This is a genomic window from Candidatus Acidulodesulfobacterium sp. H_13, assembly GCF_048541835.1.
Taxonomy (GTDB): domain Bacteria; phylum SZUA-79; class SZUA-79; order Acidulodesulfobacterales; family Acidulodesulfobacteraceae; genus QIJE01.
This window is the reverse complement of the sequence record NZ_JBLEOY010000001.1, coordinates 874,408-897,753: the sequence shown is the minus strand read 5'-3', so window position 1 is coordinate 897,753 and position 23,346 is coordinate 874,408. Positions and strand designations below refer to the sequence as shown.

Sequence of the window (23,346 nt, the reverse complement as noted above, 5' to 3'; positions counted from 1 at the left end):
AATATAACTCCCAGGAGGTTTACGACACAGGCGGAGGAGTAGATACTTATGATTATTACAAAGGGGGGTCAATGTTGCAAGCGTGGCCCGGTGCGCCCAGAACGTTCTTCATAAGCACCAGCATGAAGTTTTAAACAGGATTATAAAAAGCCGTAAGCCATAAGATTGGCCTACGGCTTTTTAATCTGAAGATTTTACCACTTTCCTTTATAAGAGATATCCTTTATGTGTCTCACCATTAAACCCACTAATATTCTTTTATTTTTACCAATAAACTTTAATACCACGAAACTGTAACGAAATGTAATAAAACTTAACATAAACGTCATTAAACTGTCATATTAGTTTGCTAAAATTACACAGGCAGTAAAAATTTCATGATTAAAACTTTAAAAATTAGGAGGAAGGAATGGAACCAAAGCCCCAATTTAATCACTTTTTTGTTCGAAGTTTTATCGCATTTTTGATTTTTGCATTATCGGTGTCGACGATGTTTATCGGCATCAGACCTTCTTACGCAGCCGCTTCAAATAGCCCTATTAACTTAGGGGAAGCATCCGCAATTTCAAGCTTGCTGTCGTACGAAAAAGCAGAGCTAAAGAAGACGGATATAAAATTTACCAAGGAAAAGATTTTTAAATCCACTCAGTCTGAATTGGTAGTTAATAAAGACGAGATTGAGACCGCTGGACCCGTAGGCGGAGCAACGCAAATCTTGTCTATAATACCAGGGGTAAGAAGTGAAACCTACGGACCGACGGGATCCACAAGGGGAAGTTTCAGCATCAACGGAATTCAACAAGGATGGGGGGGCTTAAAGGGAGAGACTGACAACGGAAGTGATGCCGTAACCTTCGACGGCGTTCCTATGGGAAACCCGGGTTCAGGTTTATGGTCAACTGCATTAATGCCGGAGAAGTCGTTGATTTCAGGTGTTAATGTTACTTACGGACCGGGAAATCCAGTAAATAGAGGGTATAACGCGCTTGGCGGAACATTAAATTTTATTCCGTTACAACCTTCTGTTAAGCCGAAAGGCTCTTTAAGTTTTACCTTCGGCAGTTTTAATGTTAAACATGTTAATTTCGATATAAAAACAGGGGTAATCAATGGTTATTCCGCAGTCCTTGCGGGAGGCATAACAAGTTCTAACAGCTATATGACCGGCTTCGGTTTTTATAATCCAAGTACAAACTATGCATATTACGGAAAAATCGTTAAGACATTTCAAAACGGAAATATCGGCTTAGGCGCTTATATCGCTCGTTCGCAAGGTTATAAACCGACTCTTATACCGGTAAATCCCGTATATGCCGGCAATGGAAATACCGGCCTTACCGTTAACGGCTATAACCTGCAAACCGGGAAAAGCATTCCGGGGCAATATTTTTCCCAGAAAACTACGGGTTATTATAGTTCCTTACCTTTTGACGTTTGGAACAAACTTGCCAAAAACCATATGTATCTAATTTATGCACCGATTAACCTTAAGGTTTCCAAGCTCGTTTCGCTTCACAACTTAGTGTGGTATAGAGAGGGAGAACGGTTGCATTATATGAATTATAACAATACTTCATTGGAAATCGGGAAATTGGAAGAGGCTAAAAAGATATTTGAATACAACGATCCACAGGATAAGGTTTACGGCGATAAGACATATTTTGACATAAATGCTCCTCATAACTTAATTAAATTCGGCGGATGGTTCCTGAAGAACCATTATATATCAAGAAATGCATTCTCGGACCCCTTTGGCGGATTTTGCAGTAATAAGAGCGTAACGAATGAAGTTACGACGAGGTCCAATCCGTGTATTTACAGATATAGCGACTTTTACCAGACATTCGGTTCTGCATTTATTCAAGATACGCTCCATTTTTTTAAAAGGTTGAGAATAACCCCTGGATTAAACTTCGTCACCTTTAGAACAAACTATATTAATAATGCGGCAGAATATTATCCTAAAGCGGTTTTAGTGAATCCGGCGGGTAACGACTCTACCATTCCGGGGCATTCCGTGAATCAGGCGCCGAACGCATCGACATATTTTGAAAAACTAGAACCTTCTATAGGGGTTAATTATAAGCTTATCAAAGATGTTTCCGTCTATGGAAATTACTCGGACGCATATCAAAACCCGCATTTAGGTGGTGGCGGCGGCCCATTTCAACAAATAGGCGCCAAGGCTTTAGAGCCTGAAAAGAATCAATACTATACGGCAGGGTTTAAGGTTTTAGTTCATCACGATGCTTTATTAAATGATTTCGTCTTGAATGTAAACTATTATCATGAGCATTTTTCGAATATACTGCTGTCTTATACTTTATCCGACGGGACATCGTTTTATGCCTCGGGGAGTTCCAATTATAACGGCGTAAATTTATACGCTGAGGATGATCCCATAAACAATCTTCATCTCTTTACGAATATGAGCTATGAAAAAGCGGTGTATGAAAGTTATGTTACGGGTAAGGTCAACTATAACGGACTCAATGTTCCGTATGTTCCAGAAGAAACATTTGATGCAGGCGCTTATTATAGACTTTTGATCGGCAATATCACTTATTCTTCCAAGATATGGGATATATATACGGGCAAACAGTATATTATGGATGACATTACTAAGGTGCCGTCAAGTCAAACAATCCCAAGCTTTAATGTTTTAAAAGCTTCAATAAGCGCTAAAATTCCGTTCAATAATAAGGAAGCCGGATTACCAAAAGAAGCGATTATCAAGCTTACGGTTTTAAACTTATTAAACCACCAATATAATAAATATGAATACATAACCAAGCGTTCATATCATAGGAAATACACTACGAGTGCAGTCTTAGCCTATCCGGGAATGCCGATAGCGTTTTATGCAACAATAACATTCAAGTTTTAACATCTTAACGTTTAAATCCTCCCGTCCCTGCTTTAAATTAACATTGGGACGGGAGGATTTATCGTAACAAAAATTTAATATAAACGTAATATTACCGTAACATTCATTTGCTATAATAAAAAGTATTAATAAATCTTAAATAGGTAGATACGGCATTGCGTCATGGAAAATATTATAAAAAATTATCCGGATAAAAACACAAGGTTAAAATATTCATTCGTAATTGCTTTAATATTAGAAATAATGTTTTTGCTTCTCATTGCCGAAATTTCCGTTATTGCAAGGAATTTCATAAAGCCTATAAAAAAAGCAAAACCGATGTTAATCTCCGTAGTCAGTATTCCACACAAGAAGAAAGTCATTATTCCGCCTAAAAAAAAGGTAGTCCCGGTTAAAAAGTTAAAGAGGATCGTTAAAAAAGTTTCGATTAAAAAATCGGCTAAACCGGCTCCGTTTAAGGTAAATCATGTTTCTATTCCCATGCCTACGCCGGCGGTCCCTATTGCCCCAATCGTTCGATACGTGCCTATTGTCAGCCATGTACGTCAAAAAATACCCATAAGCGTATTAGACAAATATTTTGGCGAGATAAAGTCAAAAATAGTAAGCAATTTAGTCTATCCCACGATTGCAAAAAAAGAAGGCATGGAGGGATATGTGACCATGTTATTTAGAATTTTAAAAAACGGGGATTTAGTGTTCGAAAAGATTAATAAAACGTCGCAGTATAATATTTTAAACAAATCAGCTATTGAAACCATAAAAATATCAGCTCCATTCATGCCATTCCCAAAAGGCATACCGAGAAATTCATTAACTTTTTTAATAAAAATACACTTTAGATTAGATCATTAACATACATACGAAAAAGTTATTCACTTAAACATTAAAATAAATTTCAAATTACAGGAGGTCTAATAATGAATGCGGTTAAGGTTTTAGGTGTGTTGATCGAAGGAGGACCGCTTATGTATGCCATGCTTGTACTGTTGCTTATCGCTATTGCCGTTATCGTCGAAAGATTTTATTTTCTTCATAGCGTCATTAAAACCGGCTCGTCTTTTTCCGAGGAGATTAAAGACATCCTAAAAAGCGATAACGGGCTTGCAAAAGCAAAGAAATATTGCGATGAACACCCGGGGATTTTTTCATCTCTTATCTCGGTTGGCTTTGATAATATTTGCTTAACGAAAGAGGAAAGAGACGGGGATTTAATGGAAGAAGCAATGAAACATACGAGGGAAATGGAAAGATATATGTGGGTTTTGGATACATTAATCACGATGGCTCCACTCTTAGGGCTTCTCGGAACGATAATAGGGATCATGTTATCTTTTAACGTAATAGGTCAAGCAGGTGGAGTATCATCAAACCCGACGGCCATCACCGGCGGAGTCGCATTAGCTCTTTTGAATACGGCGGCAGGTCTTGTAATAGCTATACTTTGCTTGGGGTTTTTCAATTACTTCCAAAATAAAATTATATCAATAAAAAAACAGATGGAATTTGTAGTCCTGCAATTCGAAAACTTTGTGAAAAGAAATGATTTAAATGACAAGAAGGGTTTTGACTTGAGCAAAAAAAAGGCATTATTTGAAAGTAAGGGCAATAGCACTCTTACCGCGGTAAAAGAACCGGCTTAAATCTTGAATAAGATTTTAAATTAAATATTATTATAATTCGGAGGGGTCAAAGCTATATTATATGAAACTTACTCAGGGACAGGAAATCAAAAAAGCAAGGATAGAATTAGTGCCTATGATAGATATCATGTTTTTTCTTCTGGTATTTTTTATATTTGTAACTCTTTCCATGGTTCATCAGAAGGGGCTAAACGTTCATCTTCCAAAGTCTTCTCAGGGTTCTGCAATAAAAATGCATAATTTCGTAGTAACGCTGAAGAAAAACGGCTCTATTTTCCTTAATAAAGAAAAAACAAATTTTAAAGGTCTTCCTGCTCTATTGAAGCAACGGGTTGTAAATAAGAAAGATCTTATTGTTATAAACGGCGATGAGGGGATTTATCTGAAACGCGTCGTAAAAACAATAAATATAATAAAAAAAGACGGATTTTTGAGGGTTTCTATTGCCGTCAACCCTACAACATAAATATAAAAAGAGGATTATTATGGATATAAAAAGAAGAGATTTTATGAAAATTGCAGCGGCCGGTTTGTTGGGAGGCATGGTATCTGGTAATTTTATTGCGAATGATGCGGTTGCCGATACAAGGTTTAAAAAACCGGAACACGTAGTTTTAATAATGCAGGAAAACAGGAGTTTCGACCATTATTTTGGCATGATGAACAATACCATAAACGGTCAGTCAAAAAGACTCTTGGAACTCGGTATTACGGACGGTATGGGCGGGAGCGTCAAACCGTACGATCTCGGGTTTCAGTATGTAACTCCAAATAATGTAGATCCTCACCATTCATGGAAAGCGCTGCACACTGATTATAATAAAGGAAAAATGAACGGCTATTTCTTAGATGGAATAAATCAACCGGTAAATAGTTACAAAGTGATAATGGGTTATTATAATACGAAAAGGGCTCTTTCTTCCTACTATTATTACGCAAATAAGTATACGCTATGTCAGAACTATTTTCATTCCATTATGGCGCCTACCCTGCCTAACAGGCTTTATCAGATTGCCGGTCAGTCCAACGGTTACATAACAGATGCGACGCCGAAAAAGCCTTATGAATTTCCTACTATCTTTGATAGATTTGAGAAGGCAAAAATATCATGGAAAATATATGTGGAGGGTTGGCCTGACCCTAAAAAATATGTTCACCATTGGGTTCCGGTTATATGGTTTGAAAGATTTATAAAAGATAAAAATATGTGGTCTAAGATAAGACCTGCCGACGAGTATTTCGAAGATGTTAAAAAAGGAACGCTCCCGCAATTTAGCTGGCTCATTCCTAGTTATGAACATTCGGAGCATCCCCCTGCAAACGTTAAAACAGGGATGGCTTACACGGTAAAAAGGATAGAGACACTAAGAAAAAGTCCGCTGTTTTCAAAGTCGGTTATATTTTTGAACTGGGACGAGGGCGGCGGTTTTTACGACCATGTAGTACCGCCCATCATAGATTATTACGGACTTGGAATACGTGTAGGGTGTATAATCATTTCCCCTTTTGTCAAAAAAAATTATGTTTCAAATGTCATGCATGAGCATACTTCCATACTCAAATACGTCGAAAATCTTTGGGGGATTGACCCTTTAACGGATAGAGACAGATATTCAAATGGATTCGAGGATGCTTTTATTTAACGATAAAGCGTAAAAAAACGAGCGAAGTTATTTTCCAATACAAAACTCTTTAAATAGCCTGTCGAGTATATCTTCGTTCGTGACGCCTCCGATCATTTCATCTAAAAAGCCGATAGCCTCTCTTAAATCTATTGATATAAGCTCTATCGGTTTTTTATTCTTGTATCCTGTAATCCCTTCTTGCAATAAACTGTAGGATTTTTCTAAAAGGGTTTTTTGCCTCAAGGTCGTAATACCGACATCGCCTTTGACACTACTTTCTATTTTTAAAATTATATCATAAAGAATATCTTTTAATGAATCTATTCCAACATTATTTTTTGTACTCATAAAAACCGTCTTCGGAGATTCTAACGTATATTTATTGCTAATCATGCGTATAAATTCATCCTTCTTAATCGTTAAATCGTCCCGGGATAACAAATCAACTTTATTTAAAGCAAAAATTACATTTTTATGCTTAAGTATTTCATGCTTAGAACTAAGATCTGCGGGATTATCCCGTACATCGCAAATATAAACCACTATATCTGCCTTTTCGATCTGTCCGTATGTTAACTTTATACCCTCGGCTTCGATCGAATCGCAAGATTCACGCAATCCAGCAGTATCAACGACTTTTATTGGTTTATTAAATAAAAATATACTATCTTCAATATAATCCCTTGTAGTTCCCGGCATATCGGAAACAATAGCCCTGTTTTTTTTCAACAATGCATTTAAGAGACTGGATTTTCCTGCGTTAGGTTTTCCGGCTATAACAACACTTAATCCCTGTCGATTTAAATTATAATTTTCATAAGACCCGATTAGTTCTTTAATTGAACAAGCAAGGTTGTCAGCTGTCTTAAGGAACCTGTTGTCTATATCTTTGAACTCTTCATCTGGAAAATCTATCAGCGCCTCTATAAGGGCTAAAATATATATGTAATCATCGCTAATCTTTCTTATCTTTTTTTCCAAAAGACCGTTTAATTCATTATTGGCAATTAGAAGCGTCTTCACCGAATCGGCTTTTATGATTTCCAAGATTGCTTCTGCCTCAATAAGATTTATCTTATTATTAAGATATGCTCTTTTGGTAAATTCCCCGTTATAAGCAAGCCTCGCTTCTAATTTAAGTATAACCTCTAGTATGTATCTCGTATTAAATATGCCCCCATGCGGATAGAGCTCGAACATGTCCTCTCCGGTATAAGAATGAGGACCTTTTATATAAACACATGCGGTTTCATCTATGAAGGAATCGATAAACGGGTCGTAAGTTCGGCCGGCATAAAAATAACGCGGTTTAAGCGGAGAAGAGTTTTTGTCAAATGGATAAAAAATCTTTTTTAAAATAGTTCTGCAATTGACACCGGAAGCCCTTATAATACTTATAGCGCCCTCGCCGGGCGGAGAAGATATCGCGCAAATCGTGTCTATTTCCCTATTAAACGGAGATTTAACGGTCATAATCGCTCAAAAACTAAGCAAATTTTCTATTAATACTATACTGCTGCGCTATAGTTAATATATTGTTGACGGTCCAGTACAAAAGAAGTCCTGCCGGAAAATGAATAAAAAGAAATGTAAAGGCTATAGGAAGAATCAACATTATTTTAGCCTGAGTAGGATCCCCCATGGTCGGGTTCATCTTTTGAGATATAAACATAGTTATACCCATTATAATCGGTAAAATATAGTAAGGGTCCTGTACGGCAAGATTATTTATCCATAACATAAACGGAGCGTTTCTAAGCTGAATAGCTATTAATAAGGTCGTATATAAGCCGTAAAAAACCGGGATCTGTAATATCATGGGTAGGCAACCGCCGAAGGGGTTGACCTTGTTTTCTTTATAGATCTCCATGATTTTTTTATTTAATTCGGTTTTGTTATTCTTATACTTCTCCCTCAGATCATTTATTTTAGGGGTTAATTTATGCATCTGCTTCATTGATTTGAAGCCTATATATGTAAGGGGGTAGAATACGATTCTTATAGCTAAAACCATCAGTATTATGGCAAAACCGTAATTGTGAACAAAACCGTAGAAAAACTCAAGTATATGCAATAAGATTATGGAAAAGAATCCGAAGAATCCGAAACCGATAGTAGAACTAAGATGATGCCCCAGGGGATCAAGCAGGGATAATTTTTTTGGTCCGCCGTAAATTTTTAAGGAAATATATGCGGTTTTCTTAGGTGACACCAATATCTCTTTGGGAATTATAAAAGAGACCGCTGGACCTATTTTTTTAACAGAAATGATGCTTCCCGGAGATATTGCCGAAAACATAAAATATTTCGAATTAAAACCCACAAAAGATATATTTCCGCTATAATGGGTCGTTCGAGTTATATCCGGTGTTACGGAACCGTTTTTAATGTAAACGATCGGCGAAAATTTTATATGATTAGATTTTTTTAAAACCGGTTTTAAGGCAGCGGAAAGAATATAATGGCCTTTAAATTCTATAGGTTTATTCGTGAGATTTTTAATGGACACTGAGTTAGTTAAAACATACTTACCCTTTAAAAAAGTATAGTCTTTTGTCAGTATCATACTGCTGCCGAGCGTATATATAAATTTAACCGAATCCTTTTTCTTTTCTACGTTTATAAGCTTAATTGCCAATTTGGAATTTTGGGGAACAAAATTGATAATCCGATTAATATGTTTCGCATTGGCTAAATTAATTTTATCCTTAAAATTCTTCTCGGTATATGAATAATTTAAGAGGTTTATCTTAGATACCGCCCCATCCGGCACATTAAATGAAACGTAAATTTTTCTTCCTTTGTAAAATACGTTTTTAACGGACTGAATGGACTTTGATACGACAATATGTTCTTCAGGCTCTGATGCGGTGTGTTTCATAACTGTCGAGCCTTTATGCGCGCCTACCGTTGAGGCGGAACTCAATATATTACGTACATGCTCTGTTTTTTTAACCGCAACACCGGCATGCTTGGTATGTGGCATAAAATAACCCCACCCCAATATTAAAATAACGGATAAAATAGCGGCAATTATAACTCTTTTTTCCAAAAAATCTCCGATTTAAATATTAATATCAGTACTTCAATTTTAGTATTTTGGGACAGGGTCATGACCACATTTAAAAAGAGGATTACATCTTATAACCCTATATACAGAAAGATACAGTGCTCTAAAAAAGCCAAAAGATTTAAAACATTCAATCGCATATTCGGAGCAGGTTGGATAAAACCTACAACTTTGCGGTAACGCGGGAGATAAAAATCTCCTGTAAAAACCTATCATGCCTATAAATACCTTATTTAAAACTTTCATTTTATCGATTTAATAAAAACCCTAATTCTCTAAACAACTGACTACTGGAAGAAGGGAGTCTTATAATCAGGATTGTGCAGTCTATTTTTTTAAGGCAGTATTGATTCAACCTTATGAATTCTTTAATCCGCCTTTTTAGGCTATTTCGTTTTACCGCATTAAAAAGCTTTCTTTTAAAGGATATCAAGAATCTAAACCTTTGAGCATCTACATAAAAAACAATAGAAACCTTTTGAATTTTTTTACTTCCGTTATTAAATATATAGTTAATACGCTTTTTATCTTTTAATTTAATGTTTTCTTTTAATGTAAATCCTGTAGTAGATGAAATAACCATTAAAATGTAACCGAGCGACAAATAAACGATTTACGTTTAGTTATATGGCAAATTATTTAGAGCTTATAACTGGAACCAATATCTTACGCCCTTTTCTTCTGCGTCTTGACAATATTAATCTGCCATTTTTAGTACTCATGCGACTTAAAAAACCGTGAGTTCTTTTTCTTTTTAATTTGCTCGGTTGATATGTACGCTTCATATTCTTGCTCCAAACTAAATTTTAAAATTACAATTAAATTTCAATTTAAGCAAATAACAATGATGATGTCAAGCCTTTTTTATTTTTACATTTAGCTCTCGACTTATGTTATTATAAAAAATTAATTGAAATATATTTTAAAATTTGATAAATTTAAATAGTCTTTAAATCGAATAATTTAAAATTACATTAAAATAATTTAAAATTATTAGATTTAACTTATTAAAATCATTATATTATTTGAGTTACCAACAGTTGTTAATAACTATGTTTAATTTTATTACTTCTATTCTTAATAAATAGCATTTAAACGTATTACAAATAAATTTTCGGTACTCCTAACTTATTTTATGAATAAAGTCGAACCGTTACTCGAAGAATTAAAAAAAGAAATAGGCGTGAGTAATTTTAATATATGGTTTATTCCTACTAACATATATTTAGAAAACAATACCATTACATTTTATGTCCCTAATAAATTTTTTAAAGATATAATTAATGAATCTTATAGGGAAATCATATTAAGCATCTGGAAAAAATTAGACAATGAAGAAGATTTAAATTTTATATATAATATTAACGATACAGGTATCGTCAACATTAATGTCGACGATAATAAAATTAACGTTCCAAGTATAAGCGATAATTATAATATATTCAATAAAAAAATCAATGCCGTAAAAAATACCGAAAATAAGAAAATATTCAAAAAAAATTATGTAAGCTTAAATTCCAGATATACCTTTGAAAATTTTATTATAGGTTCCGGAAATCAGTTTGCTCATGCCGCAAGTTTTGCCGTTGCCAACCTTCCCGGTCAAACATATAACCCTATGTTTATTTATAGCGACGTTGGACTCGGTAAAACACATCTGCTTAATGCTATTGCAAATAAAGTAATTAAGGAAAAAAAATTAAATATATGCCTTGTTTCATCGGAAAAATTTACGAATGAAATGATTACATCCATAAGGGACGACAGAATGATTGAATTTAGGAATAAGTATAGAAATGTCGATATATTATTAATTGACGATATACAATTTATTGCCGGAAAAGAAAGGACTCAGGAAGAATTTTTTTATACTTTTAATACATTATATGAAAATCAAAAGCAGATTGTAGTATCAAGCGATAAGATTCCTAAAGATATAGTTAGCCTTGAAGAGCGGATAAGATCGCGATTTGAATGGGGATTAATTGCCGATATTCAACCTCCCGATTTTGAAACTAGGGTTGCCATTCTTAAAAAAAAAGCTTTTCTTGATAATATTGATTTTCCGGATGATGTTTTAAGTCTTTTGGCTAATAAAATTAATTCTAATATAAGAGAGTTAGAAGGGGCAATGATTAGAGTATCGGCATATTCATCTTTTGCAGGAAAACCTATAACCGTCGATCTCGCAATGGAAGCAACTTCAAATTTATTAAGAGAAAATAAAAAAATTATAACTGCTGAAAATGTTATAAAATTAGTATGTAATTATTTTAATATTAAAATTGCCGATATTAAATCAAATAAAAAATTAAAAGAATTTGTGGAACCGAGACAAATAGCAATGTATTTAATAAGAAATCATACTGAACTATCGTTTCCCGAAATAGGTGATAAATTTGGTGGAAAAGACCATTCTTCTATTATATATGCCGTGAATAAAGTTAAAAAAAATTTGAAAAATAACGAAGAGTTAGAAAGGACATTAAATAACATAATTAAACTGGTTAAAAAATGATTAAAAACTGTTTAATTCTTTTCTTAAGAAAAGAATTAAACAGTTTTTTGGAAATAAGAGGAAAAAATAACACATGTTTTTCAACAAGAATATGATAGTTATCTTAATACGTTATATGCTTATAAACATTTTAAACCGTATTACTACTACTACTGTTTTTAAAATTAATAAAATATAATAATAATAGGGATAACGAATATGTTAAATTTTAAGATTAAGAAGAAGGTTTTTTTGAATTGCCTTGCGACCGTTCAAGGAGCTTCAGAAAAAAAAGGATCTTTATCTATAGTTTCTAATTTGCTGATTGAAAATATAGATAATAATTTTATAAAAATAAGTGCTACCGATTTAGAAATAAGTATTATCACATATTGTAGCGCTGAAATTATATCTAAAGGAAAAATAACGGTTAATTCTAAAAAGATTTATAGTATAATAAAAGAATTTCCTGAAAACAAAATAACCGCGTCCGATAATACTTCTGATAATTTATATATAGATTTTATAGAAAACGAAAGCGGCATGGTTACGATTAATTACAGAAAAACCATCTTTAAATTAACTACAGTTCCTGCTATCGATTATCCCACTATTATAGATTTTAAGTCGGAGGATAATTTCGATATAGACTTGAAGATTCTAAAAACACTTATCAGTAACGTTATCTTTTCTACGGCCTTAAATGAGGATACAAAAAGAAACCTTACCGGCGTGTATTTTGTTTTAGTTAATTCTAATGAAAAAGATTATTTAAGATTAGTGGCTACGGATGGACATAGATTATCGTTAACTCAATTTAAAATCGATTATATGGGTGAAAAAAACGACGGTATCTATAATTTATTAAAAACAGGAATTATAATTCCTAAAAAAATATTAACCGAAATTTTAAAATTAGATAAAGAAGGTGTAGTTAATATTTTGATAAATTTAAATAACGTCATTTTTGAATTTAAAAAACAATCGGATGAAACCAATAAAAATACTAAATTCATATCAAGACTGATAGAGGGAAAATTTCCGGATTATGAAACTATTATCCCTAAAGACGGATATAAGACTTCAATAATAAACACTAAAAAATTTTATAATTCCATTAAGATGGTATCTTTACTTGCAGAGGAAAAGAGTCATTCTATAGAATTAGGCTTTACGGAAAATAATTTATTAGTTAAAGCCGTAAATACCAACATAGGAGAAGCAAGTGATGAAATAGAAATCGACTATAAAGGAGAGCCTATGAATATTAAATTAAATTCTAGATATATTATGGATTTCATTGTGAATATCTCCGAAGATAGCGTAAGTACCAGGTTTAATACTATCTATACGCCTTTTGTTATTGAACCCCATGTAGAAAATAATGATGATAAAATAATGTATACTATAGGCGTATTTATGCCGATGAGATATTGAAAAATTTAAAATAAGGGGTTAATTGATGAGCAAGGAAAAAAATGAATATAAAAGTACGGATATTCAAGTTTTAGAAGGGTTAGAAGCCGTAAGAAAATTACCGGGAATGTATATAGGTTCGACCGGAATAGAAGGGTTGCACCATTTAGTTTATGAAGTTGTGGATAATAGTATTGATGAAGCACTGGCTGGATATTGTAAAAATATATTTATAACTATAAATATTGATGGTAGCATTACCATAGAAGATGACGGGAGAGGCATACCCACGGGTATTCATAAAGAGCAAGGCGTTTCGGCAGCACAGGTTGTTCTTACGGTTTTACATGCGGGCGGTAAGTTTGATAAGAATTCATATAAAGTATCCGGTGGTCTTCACGGGGTAGGTATTTCCGTCGTAAATGCCTTGTCAAAAAAATTAGATATGGAGATTTACAGGGATGGTTATGTTTATAGACAAAGTTACAGTAAAGGTGTCCCTCTTAATAAGCTTGAACGATGCGAAAAAACTAATAAAAGCGGAACGTCTATTTCTTTTTTACCGGATGATGAAATTATGGAATCCAATAATTTCGATTTCGACATTTTATCGAACAAGTTAAGGGAGCTCGCCTTTTTGAATGCCGGTATACATATAAATATTATAGATGAGATTAATAATAAATCGCACGATTTTAAATATGACGGTGGCATTAAATCATTCGTAGAATATATAAATCAGAATAAGAATACCATCATAAAAGAACCTATTTTTATAACGGCTAAAAAGGAAGACGTTATAATGGATATTGCGCTTCAATATAACGACGGTTATTCAGAAACACTATATTCTTACGTAAATAATATAAATACGAAAGAAGGGGGAACTCACTTGGCGGGTTTCAAGTCTGCGCTGACAAGGGTCATAAACAGCTATTACGTGTCTAATATAGGCAATTTCAAGGATAGAGGAAGTAAGCGTAGCGAACCTGTTCAAATCTCGGGAGACGATGCGAGAGAGGGCTTAATCGCAGTTATTAGTATTAAAATGCCGAGTCCGCAGTTTGAGGGACAGACTAAGACTAAACTTGGAAATAGTTTCATTAAAGGCGTCGTTGAATCTTTAATTAATGAAAAGCTATCGGAATTTTTAGATGAAAATCCGCATATTTCAAAAGTAATAATAGAGAAAGCATTAGACGCCGCAAGGGCAAGAGATGCGGCAAGAAGAGCAAAAGAACTTGTAAGAAGAAAAAACTTGTTGGATTTTTCTTCATTACCGGGTAAATTAGCCGACTGTCAAGAAAAAGACCCGTCCCGGTGTGAAATTTACATAGTCGAAGGGGATTCTGCCGGCGGCAGCGCTAAACAGGGAAGAGATAGAAAGTATCAGGCTATACTTCCTTTAAAGGGTAAAATATTAAATGTCGAAAAAGCCAGACTGGAAAAAATGTTAAATTCCGATGAAATAAAAATATTAATTACGGCGCTTGGCGGGGGCATTACATCCGGTGCTTCCAAAAAAGAAGAAAGTTTTTTTAATTTAGAAAAACTTAGATATCACAAGATAATAATCATGACAGATGCCGATATTGATGGATCGCATATTAGAGCGTTACTCCTTACATTTTTTTACAGATACATGAAAGAAGTCATTGAAAACGGTTATTTATATATTGCATTACCACCTCTTTATAGAGTCAAAAGGAGAAATAATGAAATTTATCTTAAGGACGACGAGACATTAGATGAATTTCTTATAGGCGAGTCCCTTAATTCCTTAAGTGTTTACAGAAAGCAGTCCGATTCAACGGAGCATATTTTAGATAAGAAATGGGTTAAAGAAGCCATAAATAAAATAAAAAACTATAAAAACTTAATTAATAAATTAAATAAAATACATATAAATGAAAAAATAATAGAGTATTTAGTAAGTAATGATTTTTCTTCGGAAGATATACTGATGGATCATCAATATTCCGATAGATTAACTAACTTGATTGCTTTTTGTAAAAGCAAAGATTACGATATAAGTCTTACTAAGGATGCAGATTTTGAAGATTATTATACGGCGTCGATTAAATACGATAACTTTAATCAACCCACTTATGTCAATAAGAGGTTTTTAGAATCCATTAACTATAGGACTATTTATAATTTATATAAAGAGATAAAATTGTTTGATTTCTTAAATGTAATTATCGTATCGGAATCCGAAAAACACACGGTAAAAAATATGAATGAATTTTATAATATTATTAAATCAAAAATTCCTCAAAATATGTCTGTTCAGAGGTATAAAGGGCTTGGAGAAATGAACCCTGATCAGTTGTGGCAGACAACCATGAACGAAGAGACTAGAACGTTAAGGAAGGTTAATATAAACGATATTGTAGAGGCTGACGGTATGTTTGATATCCTCATGGGAGACAGAGTAGAGCCGAGGCGTAAATTTATAGAGGATAACGCTCTTAACGTGGTAAATTTAGATGTTTAAATCTACCTTCGTCTCATAGAGACTTAGGAGATGTAGGGTGAGAATTAGATTTTTTGGAGGTTTTGTTTTTAGTAGTTCTTGCCGTTTTTTTGACGGAAACATTTAATTTTTCGGTTGATTTTTTTCTTACGGGTTTTTTGACGGAAACGTTTTTTCCTTTAGTGATGCTTTTTGGTTTTGGTTCCGATTTTGGTTCCTCAATATCGTTTAACGGATTAATCTGGTCCTTAAGATCCGACGAAGCCTTCTTGAACTCTCTTAATCCTTTGCCTATAGTTTTTCCTATTTCAGGAAGTTTTGAGGGTCCAAATACTAATAATGCGATGACCGCTATAATAATTAATTCAGGAGCTCCTACGCCAAACATTTTTACCTCGTATATTATTTTTCGCTTAATTATATAATAATTTTATAAAATATTCAAATTGATTTATATTTATGTTATATATAAATAATATTTTTTACAGCATTCAGGGCGAATCGTCTTTTGCCGGTTATTCGTGTAAGTTTATAAGGCTTGCCGGCTGTAATCTCAAATGTTCTTACTGTGATACGAAAGAGGCTTTAACAGTTAAAAATGCTAAAAAGTTAAGTATAAGCAGTATTATAAAAATTTTATGTAATATCGGCGACGAGAAAGGGCTTGTTGAAATCACCGGGGGCGAACCATTACTTCAGGAATCAGTATATGACCTTTTTAATGAATTGATTAAAGCGGGATATTTGATTTTATTAGAAACCAACGGAACGATAAGCTTAAGAAATGTTCCCGAAAAGATTATTAAAATAGTCGATATAAAATGCCCTTCTAGCGGTTTTTCAGAAGAATTCAATGATGAAAATTTGAATTACGTCAATGAATCAGATGAGATAAAATTTGTCATAGGAACTGAGGAAGACTATGATTTTGCAAAATATTTCCTAACAACCCATAAATTAAAAACAAAAAAGATAATATTTTCTGCAGTCGGAGGGATTACTCCTTCAAGAGATCTGGCATTAAAAATATTAAAAGACGGATTAAACGTCAGGTTGGGAATACAACTACATAAAATCTTACGGCTAAAATAGATTAAATTATTTCATTCTCTGCCATACCGCCCTTACCGGATAACGTCATTATATGATTAAAAACAAAAACGCAAATGCCGGCAAACTCCATAAAAGCAAAAATGCCGAGAAGCAAAACAGGGTAAAACCCGTGAACATCGTCTTTAAAAAAAATCCATGTTAACGTCATGCCTATCAAGCCGATATTTGCAAGATAAAATTGAACGGTCATAAGGGGTTCGCTATATAGTTTAAAGCCGCTAAATCTCGGCAAAACATGATAACTGACCGAGTAAATCATCATGGCGATAAAACCGAGTAAAAGAAAATGGACGTGTGCTAAAAGCAGATAACTTACAGACGCCGGATAGACCGCCATAATTAAACCTAAACCTGCCCCGACAATCAGGTAAATCAATGAAGCTACGGTAAAATATCTTATTATAGGACTCATAGTGCTTTTATTATATCAACTCAACAGTATAATCTTTATGATTATTATCACATATTACCATAATAATCGCAGTAATCTTTTACAAAACATTCAGGGCAATTTGGATTCTTGGCTTTACAATAAATTCTTCCATGGTTAATTAACCACATGTGAAATTTCATCCAGAAATTTTTCGGAATTATTTCGGTGAGTGCCTCCTCCGTTTTTTCGACAGTTTTTGCATGAGCAATCCCTATGCGGTTTGCAACCCTGAATACATGCGTATCCACGGGCATTCTCTCTTCGTTAAAATATGTACCGAGTATGACATTGGCGGATTTTCTTCCTATGCCTGGAAGACCGATAAGAATGTTAAAATCTCTCGGGACAGCATTGTTAAATTTATCCGCAAGTATCTTTGATGTTTCAATTAGGTTTTTCGCCTTATTATGAAACATTCCGCAGGTTTTAATCTCTTTCTCAAAATCCTCAAGGTTTCTTTTTGCAAGGTCGGAAGGCTTAACATAGTGTTTAAATAAATCCGTAGTTATTACGTTAACCCTTTTATCTGTACACTGGGCAGATAAAATAACGGCGATTAAAAGCTGAAAAGCATTGTTAAAGTTTAAAAACGGGGTTAAATTGCCGTAATGTTCTTCAAATAGGCTTATTATTGCTTCTATATCCAGTTTCTTAAATCCCGTCGCAGGCATTTAAATATTTATAATATTTCAAGAATATTAAAGAAAAATGAGATTTCAGACTTAGAGGATTCCGGAGAATCCGATCCATGAACGATATTTCTTTCTATGCTTTCCGCAAACATTTTCCTAATAGTGCCTTCTTTTGCATCTTTTGGGTTAGTGGCACCCATAATTTCTCTGTTTTTTGAGATTGCACTTTCGGCAGACAATACCATAGGAACAATAGCGCCCTCAGTCATGAAGCTGATTAAACTGTCAAAAAACGGTCTGTCCTTATGAACGTAATAAAATTCTTCTGCCTCTTTCTTGGTAAGCTGAACCTTTTTTATCGCCTTAATCTCAAATCCATTTTCCTCGAACATCAATATGATTTTACCGGTTAAGCCTTTTTTAACCCCATCCGGTTTTATAATGGAAAGTGTTTGTTCTATCATTTAAGTAATACCTCTTTTTATTTATTATAGTTGCTTGTTAATTATTATTTTTAAGCTCTTTTCCTAATTTAAAACCTATCTCTATTGCTTTTTTATTGTAATCTTCAAATCCACTTGGAACTCTTTTTATAAGTGCATTTTCAATAGACTCGTGAGAAACTATTTCTGATATCTCGACAAGTACGCCAAGGGCTATAATGTTTAATCCAAGAACCCTTCCGAGTTCTTCCCTCGCCGATTTTACCATATCTATCACGTAAAGCTCACCTCTTGCCTTTGAAAAATCCGTTACAAGCTCTTTATCGGCAATAACTATGCCCGTTTCTTTAACGTCATCTATATATTTATCAAAGGATTCTTGCGTCAGAGCAACCATATAATCTACTTTTGTCGCCTTAGGGTATTCGATAGGGCTATCGGATACGATCACTTCGGATTTGCTGGAACCGCCTCTTGCCTCGGGTCCGTAAGACTGAGTTTGAACTGCATTCTTACCTTCATAAATTGCGGCAGCATCCGCCAATATAATTCCGGCCAATATTAAACCCTGACCACCCGATCCGGAAAACCTGAATTCAATCCTGTCGTTCATATTCGGTGCCCTCTTTTAAATTATAAATTTTACTATTTTGTTTTTAACGTTTCAGCCATTTTACGATACTCGCTTGAAAATTCCGGCTTATCGGTGTCTTCAAGAAAAATTCCGGTTTTGAATCTTCCGACTAATTCCTCATCGGACATATTTTCGGCAGAACGGATGGGAATAGCCTTTTCTTTTTGATATTTGACCATTTCGACTGGAGATTTCATTTTATTTCTTCTTCCGAAGGAAATATGACAGTTCGTAATAACTTCTAAGACTGAAAAACCGGTATGTTTAAGCGCGCTAACCATAAACTTTTCAAGCTGAACAGCATGATAGGAAGTTGATCTGCCTACCCATGTCGCCCCTGCCGCTTGAGCCAAATTGCAGGCATCAAAAGGCTGTTCGAAACTTCCGAAAGATGTTGTCGTAGAATAGGTACCGAGCGGCTGTGTCGGAGAATACTGCCCGCCGGTCATTCCATATGTGTAATTATTAAAAATAATCATAGTTAGATCTATATTTCTTCTTGCGGCGTGTATAAAATGGTTTCCGCCTATCGCCAGGGCATCGCCATCGCCTGATATCGCAATAACCTTAAGCCTTGGCTTGAACATTTTAATTCCAGTTGCAAACGTTAATGCCCTTCCGTGCGTAGTATGAATCGTGTTGAAATCGACATAACCGGGAAGCCTTGAGGCACAGCCGATACCGGATGCTATTACGACGTCATCCTTGGGATATTCGCATTTATCAATAGCCCTTAAAAGAGCCTTGAGAATGATTCCGTCTCCGCAACCGGGGCACCATATATGCGGCAGCGTATTTTTTCGCAAATATTTATCATAATCGAATTTTGTTTTTATCATTTTAAATCTCCTGCATATATAAGTAAGATTAATTACGATTCCGCTATCTCTTTTATCTTTGCGTAAATTTGGTCGGGAGTAATCGGTTCGCCGGTAACTACGTTTAAACCGTAAACCTGACTCCCGCAAGCATTTCTTTGAACCTCTAAAATTATCTGTCCCATATTCATTTCCGGAACCAAAATCTTTTTAATTCTTTTTGAGAGATCTGAAATTTGTTTTTCCGGAAATGGCCATATTGTTATAGGTCTGAACATGCCTGCTTTTATGCCGGCGGTTCTCGCCATCATAACGGCCTGCCTCGCTGAACGTGAAGTAGAGCCGTAAGCAACTACAAGTATGTCTGCATCCTCGGTTTGAAATTCATCAAATTTTTCTATGCCTTCAATATTTTTATAAATTTTATCTATAAGCCAGTTCTGCGCGTTTTTAATAACCTCTGTTTTTTGAGAAGGGAAACCGGTTTCGCCGTGAATAAGCCCTGTAACGTGATAGCGGTATCCTTCACCCATGGGGGCTAACGGCGTTATTGCACCGCTTGTGTAGTTGTATGGATTATACTCTTCAGGAGGCACATCCGGTAATTTGACGTCTATTATATCAACATCGCTTTTATCGGGAACTACAACCTTTTCCCTCATATGTCCGATTATTTCATCGGTTAGGATGAGAACCGGTGTTCTATATTTTATAGATAAATTAAATGCCCTTATGGTTTCATAAAGAGATTCGTTAACGCTTGAAGGTACAATTGCTATGATTGCGTGGTCTCCGTGCGTTCCCCATTTTGCCTGCATAATATCGCTCTGCGCGGGAAGCGTTGGTAAACCAGTAGACGGTCCGCCTCTCATAACGTTTACAATAACGCATGGAATCTCACTCATTGATGCATAGCCTATATGTTCCTGCTTTAAAGAAATACCCGGACCGGAAGATGCGGTAATTGCTTTAGCTCCGCCTAATGCAGCGCCAAGTACCGCTCCCAAAGCGGAAATTTCATCTTCCATCTGAAGAAACACACCGCCGGTCTTTGGAAGTTTACTTGATAAAAGCTCCGCTATCTCGGAAGACGGAGTTATAGGATAGCCCGCAAAAAAATTGCATCCCGCTATAATAGCTCCCTCGGCAATTGCTTCATTTCCCTGCATCAATTTTATATTTTTAGCCATTATTGTATTATTCCCCCGTTATTAACCGTTATTATGCTATTCTACGCTAATCGAAAAATCGGGACATAAATATTCGCACATATTGCATTTGGTACATTTAGATATATCAATGACCTTGACTATCTCTTTGTCCATCTCAAGAATATGCTCGGGACAAAACGCTACGCAAAGTTCACATCCCTTGCAATAGTTGACGATTATATTAATCGTGGTATCGCCCCTTTTCCCTTTTCCAGAAGTCTTCTTCATTGTAAGTCCGTTATTTGTTTTGATTTCGATCTCTCCACCGTCACATGCGTTAAAATTTACAGGTGCAACGATAGCCGCGTCGTCGTTTAGATTTTTATTGTTTTTTTCGGGCACGTTAGCCTCCTACGAAAGTTTTATTGGTTAATGAAGTTTTAGAGCCTTCTTAAGCGTTTCGGCAATTACTGAGGGATTATCGGCAATATATACTCCATTTGTTTCCATAGTTTTAAGTTTTTCGGGGGCGGTTCCTTTGCCACCGGAGATTATTGCGCCGGCATGCCCCATTCTTCTACCCGCAGGAGCAGTTTTACCGGCAATAAATCCCACAACGGGCTTTTTCATATTGTTCTTAATGAACTCCGAAGCCTCTTCTTCAGCGGTCCCCCCTATTTCTCCAATCATGACTACCGCTTCTGTTTCTGGATCTCTTTCAAACAGCTTTAAAAAGTCAGTAAAGGAAGAACCTATTATGGGATCGCCTCCGATGCCTATACAGGTAGTTTCGCCGAACCCTGCTTTAGTAATCTGGTTCACCGCTTCATACGTGAGCGTGCCGCTCCTGGATAAAACACCTATCTTACCTTTTTTATGAATAAATCCGGGCATAATGCCGATTTTACATTCGTCTGCGGTAATAATTCCGGGACAATTCGGCCCTATCATAATAGATTTAGAGCAATTTAATGCGGCTTTGACGTTCAGCATATCCATTACCGGTATGCCCTCCGTTATGCAAACTATGAGCGGAATTTCTGCCTCTATTGCCTCTATTATGCTTGAAGCGGCAAAGCCGGCAGGAACAAAAACCATCGTTGCATCTATCTTTTTGCACTCTTTTTTTGCCTCTTCTATCGTATTATAAACAGGTATGGATTCGTTAAATAATGTTTTGCCCTTAAACGGGGTAACGCCCGCAATAATGTTTGTGCCGTATTCGATACATTTTAAAGTATGAAATGATCCTTCTTTTCCGGTAATTCCCTGAACCAATACGTTGGTATTTTTATTTATCAGTATACTCATAAATTCGTTTTTGTTTTATTAACTATATCCGAAATCTTTTTGGCTCCGTCCGCAAGGCTTTTTCCTACTATAAAGTTCATTTCGGAATTATCGATTAATTTTGCAGCAGTTTCTGCATTAGTGCCTTCCAATCTTATGACGACGGGTAATTTTAATCCGATATTTTTAGCTGCGGCGATAACCCCTTCCGCAACCATATCGCACTTGACGATCCCGCCGAATATATTAATAAATATACCCTTGACGTTTTTGTCGGACAAAAGAATGTTAAATGCCGTCTCTACCCTCTTACTATTGGCCGTTCCGCCTACATCAAGAAAATTGGCCGGCATCGCCCCAAACTCCTTAATGGTGTCCATTGTGGCCATGGCAAGTCCTGCGCCGTTCACCATACATCCAACATTTCCGTCCAATTTTATATAGTTAAGTCCAACGCTTTTTGCTTTAACCTCTAAGGGCTCCTCCTCGTCTTCGTCTATAAAGTCGCTAAAATAAGGGTGTTTTATGGATGCGTTATCATCTAATATTATTTTAGCGTCCAATGGGATAAACAGGTTTGCTTCAGTTAGAATCAACGGATTAATTTCAAGCATCGACATATCTTCTTTAACAAAAGCGTTGTATAAAAGGTTTATAAGATTAGAAAAATCATTGTAAAGATTTTTTTTAATGCCGAGGAACAAAAGCATTTTGAGTATGTGAAAGGATTTTATGCCGTGCATCGGGTCGATTGAAACGGTTAAAATCTTCTCGGGAGCATTCTCAGATACTTCTTCAATCTCCATGCCCCCCTCTGCGCTTACGACAAACACGACAGACGATATCTTTCTGTCTATCGTAACGGACAGATAATACTCTTTTACTATTGCGGCCCCCTCTTCTACGAGGACCTTTTTCACTATTTTTCCTTCTTTTCCTGTTTGTTTAGTAATTAGATTCATGCCTATCATTTTTTCGGCAATAAATTTAGCCTCGTCGGCAGATTTTACTATCTTAACGCCGCCGGCCTTTCCTCTTCCGCCTGCGTGAACTTGAGCCTTTACGGCAACGAGCGAAGACGACAATGTCTGATAAGCTTTGTATACTTCTTCAGGGTTACGACACAAGATAGACTTAAGAGTCTTAATGCCGCAGTTGTTCAAAAGTTCTTTTGCCTGATATTCGTGAATGTCCATAATAACGATAAATATGCGTTAG

24 protein-coding genes are annotated in these 23,346 nt (G+C 35.3%); 9 read left to right on the top strand and 15 right to left on the bottom strand.

Features of this window, described 5'->3' with window-relative positions; translation table 11 throughout:
* Positions 1–409: 409 nt before the first annotated feature.
* The 5 genes from ACMCNP_RS04405 (at position 410) to ACMCNP_RS04385 (ending at position 6,173) form a co-directional block, all read left to right on the top strand.
* Positions 410–2,887 carry a TonB-dependent receptor gene (locus tag ACMCNP_RS04405; RefSeq protein WP_419314325.1) on the top strand — a complete coding sequence of 826 codons (2,478 nt, stop codon included), beginning with the start codon at positions 410–412 and terminating at the stop codon, positions 2,885–2,887.
* 162 nt (positions 2,888–3,049) lie between these two features.
* Positions 3,050–3,742: an energy transducer TonB gene (locus ACMCNP_RS04400; protein WP_419314322.1), complete on the top strand. Its 693-nt coding sequence runs from the start codon at positions 3,050–3,052 to the stop codon at positions 3,740–3,742.
* Between the two features lie 65 nt (positions 3,743–3,807).
* Positions 3,808–4,530 (top strand): MotA/TolQ/ExbB proton channel family protein, encoded by a 723-nt coding sequence (locus ACMCNP_RS04395; RefSeq protein ID WP_419314319.1) that lies wholly within the window; start codon positions 3,808–3,810, stop codon positions 4,528–4,530.
* 61 nt (positions 4,531–4,591) lie between these two features.
* Entirely contained in the window at positions 4,592–4,996 is a 405-nt protein-coding gene (locus tag ACMCNP_RS04390) for an ExbD/TolR family protein (RefSeq protein ID WP_419314316.1), read from the top strand.
* Positions 4,997–5,015: 19 nt separating this feature from the next.
* Positions 5,016–6,173: a phospholipase C gene (locus ACMCNP_RS04385; protein ID WP_419314314.1), complete on the top strand. Its 1,158-nt coding sequence runs from the start codon at positions 5,016–5,018 to the stop codon at positions 6,171–6,173.
* A gap of 27 nt (positions 6,174–6,200) precedes the next feature.
* Here the strand turns inward: ACMCNP_RS04385 and mnmE are convergent, their stop codons facing one another.
* From mnmE to rpmH, 5 genes are read right to left on the bottom strand one after another with little or no spacing between them, the layout of a single operon-like run.
* Entirely contained in the window at positions 6,201–7,628 is a 1,428-nt protein-coding gene (mnmE, locus tag ACMCNP_RS04380) for a tRNA uridine-5-carboxymethylaminomethyl(34) synthesis GTPase MnmE (protein WP_419314312.1), read from the bottom strand.
* A 13-nt stretch (positions 7,629–7,641) separates the two neighbouring features.
* Positions 7,642–9,207: a membrane protein insertase YidC gene (gene yidC / locus ACMCNP_RS04375; RefSeq protein WP_419314310.1), complete on the bottom strand. Its 1,566-nt coding sequence runs from the start codon at positions 9,205–9,207 to the stop codon at positions 7,642–7,644.
* 39 nt (positions 9,208–9,246) lie between these two features.
* Complete coding sequence (gene yidD / locus ACMCNP_RS04370; RefSeq protein WP_419314307.1) at positions 9,247–9,471, bottom strand: membrane protein insertion efficiency factor YidD; 225 nt, start codon at positions 9,469–9,471, stop codon at positions 9,247–9,249.
* Position 9,472: 1 nt separating this feature from the next.
* On the bottom strand, positions 9,473–9,808 hold the full coding sequence (gene rnpA / locus ACMCNP_RS04365) for a ribonuclease P protein component (RefSeq protein WP_419314305.1): 336 nt from the start codon (positions 9,806–9,808) through the stop codon (positions 9,473–9,475).
* Between the two features lie 52 nt (positions 9,809–9,860).
* Positions 9,861–10,010: a 50S ribosomal protein L34 gene (rpmH, locus tag ACMCNP_RS04360; RefSeq protein ID WP_419314303.1), complete on the bottom strand. Its 150-nt coding sequence runs from the start codon at positions 10,008–10,010 to the stop codon at positions 9,861–9,863.
* Positions 10,011–10,360: 350 nt separating this feature from the next.
* Here rpmH and dnaA point away from each other — a divergent pair, with 350 nt between their 5' ends.
* The 3 genes from dnaA to gyrB all read left to right on the top strand — a co-directional run bounded on the left by dnaA (position 10,361) and on the right by gyrB (position 15,635).
* The gene (dnaA, locus tag ACMCNP_RS04355; RefSeq protein ID WP_419314300.1) at positions 10,361–11,743 is read left to right on the top strand and encodes a chromosomal replication initiator protein DnaA; all 1,383 of its coding nucleotides are present in this window, start codon (positions 10,361–10,363) and stop codon (positions 11,741–11,743) included.
* A gap of 198 nt (positions 11,744–11,941) precedes the next feature.
* Positions 11,942–13,159: a DNA polymerase III subunit beta gene (gene dnaN / locus ACMCNP_RS04350; RefSeq protein WP_419314298.1), complete on the top strand. Its 1,218-nt coding sequence runs from the start codon at positions 11,942–11,944 to the stop codon at positions 13,157–13,159.
* A gap of 25 nt (positions 13,160–13,184) precedes the next feature.
* The gene (gene gyrB / locus ACMCNP_RS04345; RefSeq protein ID WP_419314295.1) at positions 13,185–15,635 is read left to right on the top strand and encodes a DNA topoisomerase (ATP-hydrolyzing) subunit B; all 2,451 of its coding nucleotides are present in this window, start codon (positions 13,185–13,187) and stop codon (positions 15,633–15,635) included.
* 13 nt (positions 15,636–15,648) lie between these two features.
* Here the strand turns inward: gyrB and ACMCNP_RS04340 are convergent, their stop codons facing one another.
* Entirely contained in the window at positions 15,649–16,002 is a 354-nt protein-coding gene (locus ACMCNP_RS04340; RefSeq protein WP_419314292.1) for a Sec-independent protein translocase subunit TatA/TatB, read from the bottom strand.
* 71 nt (positions 16,003–16,073) lie between these two features.
* Between ACMCNP_RS04340 and ACMCNP_RS04335 the strand changes: the two genes are divergently transcribed.
* Positions 16,074–16,706: a 7-carboxy-7-deazaguanine synthase QueE gene (locus ACMCNP_RS04335; protein WP_419314290.1), complete on the top strand. Its 633-nt coding sequence runs from the start codon at positions 16,074–16,076 to the stop codon at positions 16,704–16,706.
* 1 nt (position 16,707) lies between these two features.
* Here the strand turns inward: ACMCNP_RS04335 and ACMCNP_RS04330 are convergent, their stop codons facing one another.
* From ACMCNP_RS04330 to sucC, 9 genes are all read right to left on the bottom strand, one after another.
* Positions 16,708–17,064 carry a cbb3-type cytochrome c oxidase subunit I gene (locus tag ACMCNP_RS04330; protein WP_419314395.1) on the bottom strand — a complete coding sequence of 119 codons (357 nt, stop codon included), beginning with the start codon at positions 17,062–17,064 and terminating at the stop codon, positions 16,708–16,710.
* A 122-nt stretch (positions 17,065–17,186) separates the two neighbouring features.
* Positions 17,187–17,831, bottom strand: coding sequence for an endonuclease III (nth, locus tag ACMCNP_RS04325; RefSeq protein ID WP_419314287.1), 645 nt, complete (start codon positions 17,829–17,831; stop codon positions 17,187–17,189).
* 8 nt (positions 17,832–17,839) lie between these two features.
* Positions 17,840–18,253 (bottom strand): nucleoside-diphosphate kinase, encoded by a 414-nt coding sequence (gene ndk / locus ACMCNP_RS04320; RefSeq protein WP_419314393.1) that lies wholly within the window; start codon positions 18,251–18,253, stop codon positions 17,840–17,842.
* Positions 18,254–18,293: 40 nt separating this feature from the next.
* Positions 18,294–18,848 (bottom strand): 2-oxoacid:acceptor oxidoreductase family protein, encoded by a 555-nt coding sequence (locus ACMCNP_RS04315; protein WP_419314284.1) that lies wholly within the window; start codon positions 18,846–18,848, stop codon positions 18,294–18,296.
* Between the two features lie 32 nt (positions 18,849–18,880).
* On the bottom strand, positions 18,881–19,708 hold the full coding sequence (locus tag ACMCNP_RS04310; RefSeq protein WP_419314281.1) for a 2-oxoacid:ferredoxin oxidoreductase subunit beta: 828 nt from the start codon (positions 19,706–19,708) through the stop codon (positions 18,881–18,883).
* A gap of 32 nt (positions 19,709–19,740) precedes the next feature.
* Positions 19,741–20,877, bottom strand: coding sequence for a 2-oxoacid:acceptor oxidoreductase subunit alpha (locus tag ACMCNP_RS04305; RefSeq protein WP_419314280.1), 1,137 nt, complete (start codon positions 20,875–20,877; stop codon positions 19,741–19,743).
* A gap of 36 nt (positions 20,878–20,913) precedes the next feature.
* The gene (locus ACMCNP_RS04300; RefSeq protein WP_419314277.1) at positions 20,914–21,240 is read right to left on the bottom strand and encodes a 4Fe-4S dicluster domain-containing protein; all 327 of its coding nucleotides are present in this window, start codon (positions 21,238–21,240) and stop codon (positions 20,914–20,916) included.
* Positions 21,241–21,267: 27 nt separating this feature from the next.
* A complete protein-coding gene (gene sucD / locus ACMCNP_RS04295; RefSeq protein WP_419314274.1) occupies positions 21,268–22,149 on the bottom strand; it encodes a succinate--CoA ligase subunit alpha in 882 nt (293 codons plus the stop codon).
* Entirely contained in the window at positions 22,146–23,324 is a 1,179-nt protein-coding gene (gene sucC / locus ACMCNP_RS04290; RefSeq protein ID WP_419314272.1) for an ADP-forming succinate--CoA ligase subunit beta, read from the bottom strand. Before sucC ends, sucD begins: the two co-directional genes overlap by 4 nt.
* Positions 23,325–23,346 lie beyond the last annotated feature (22 nt).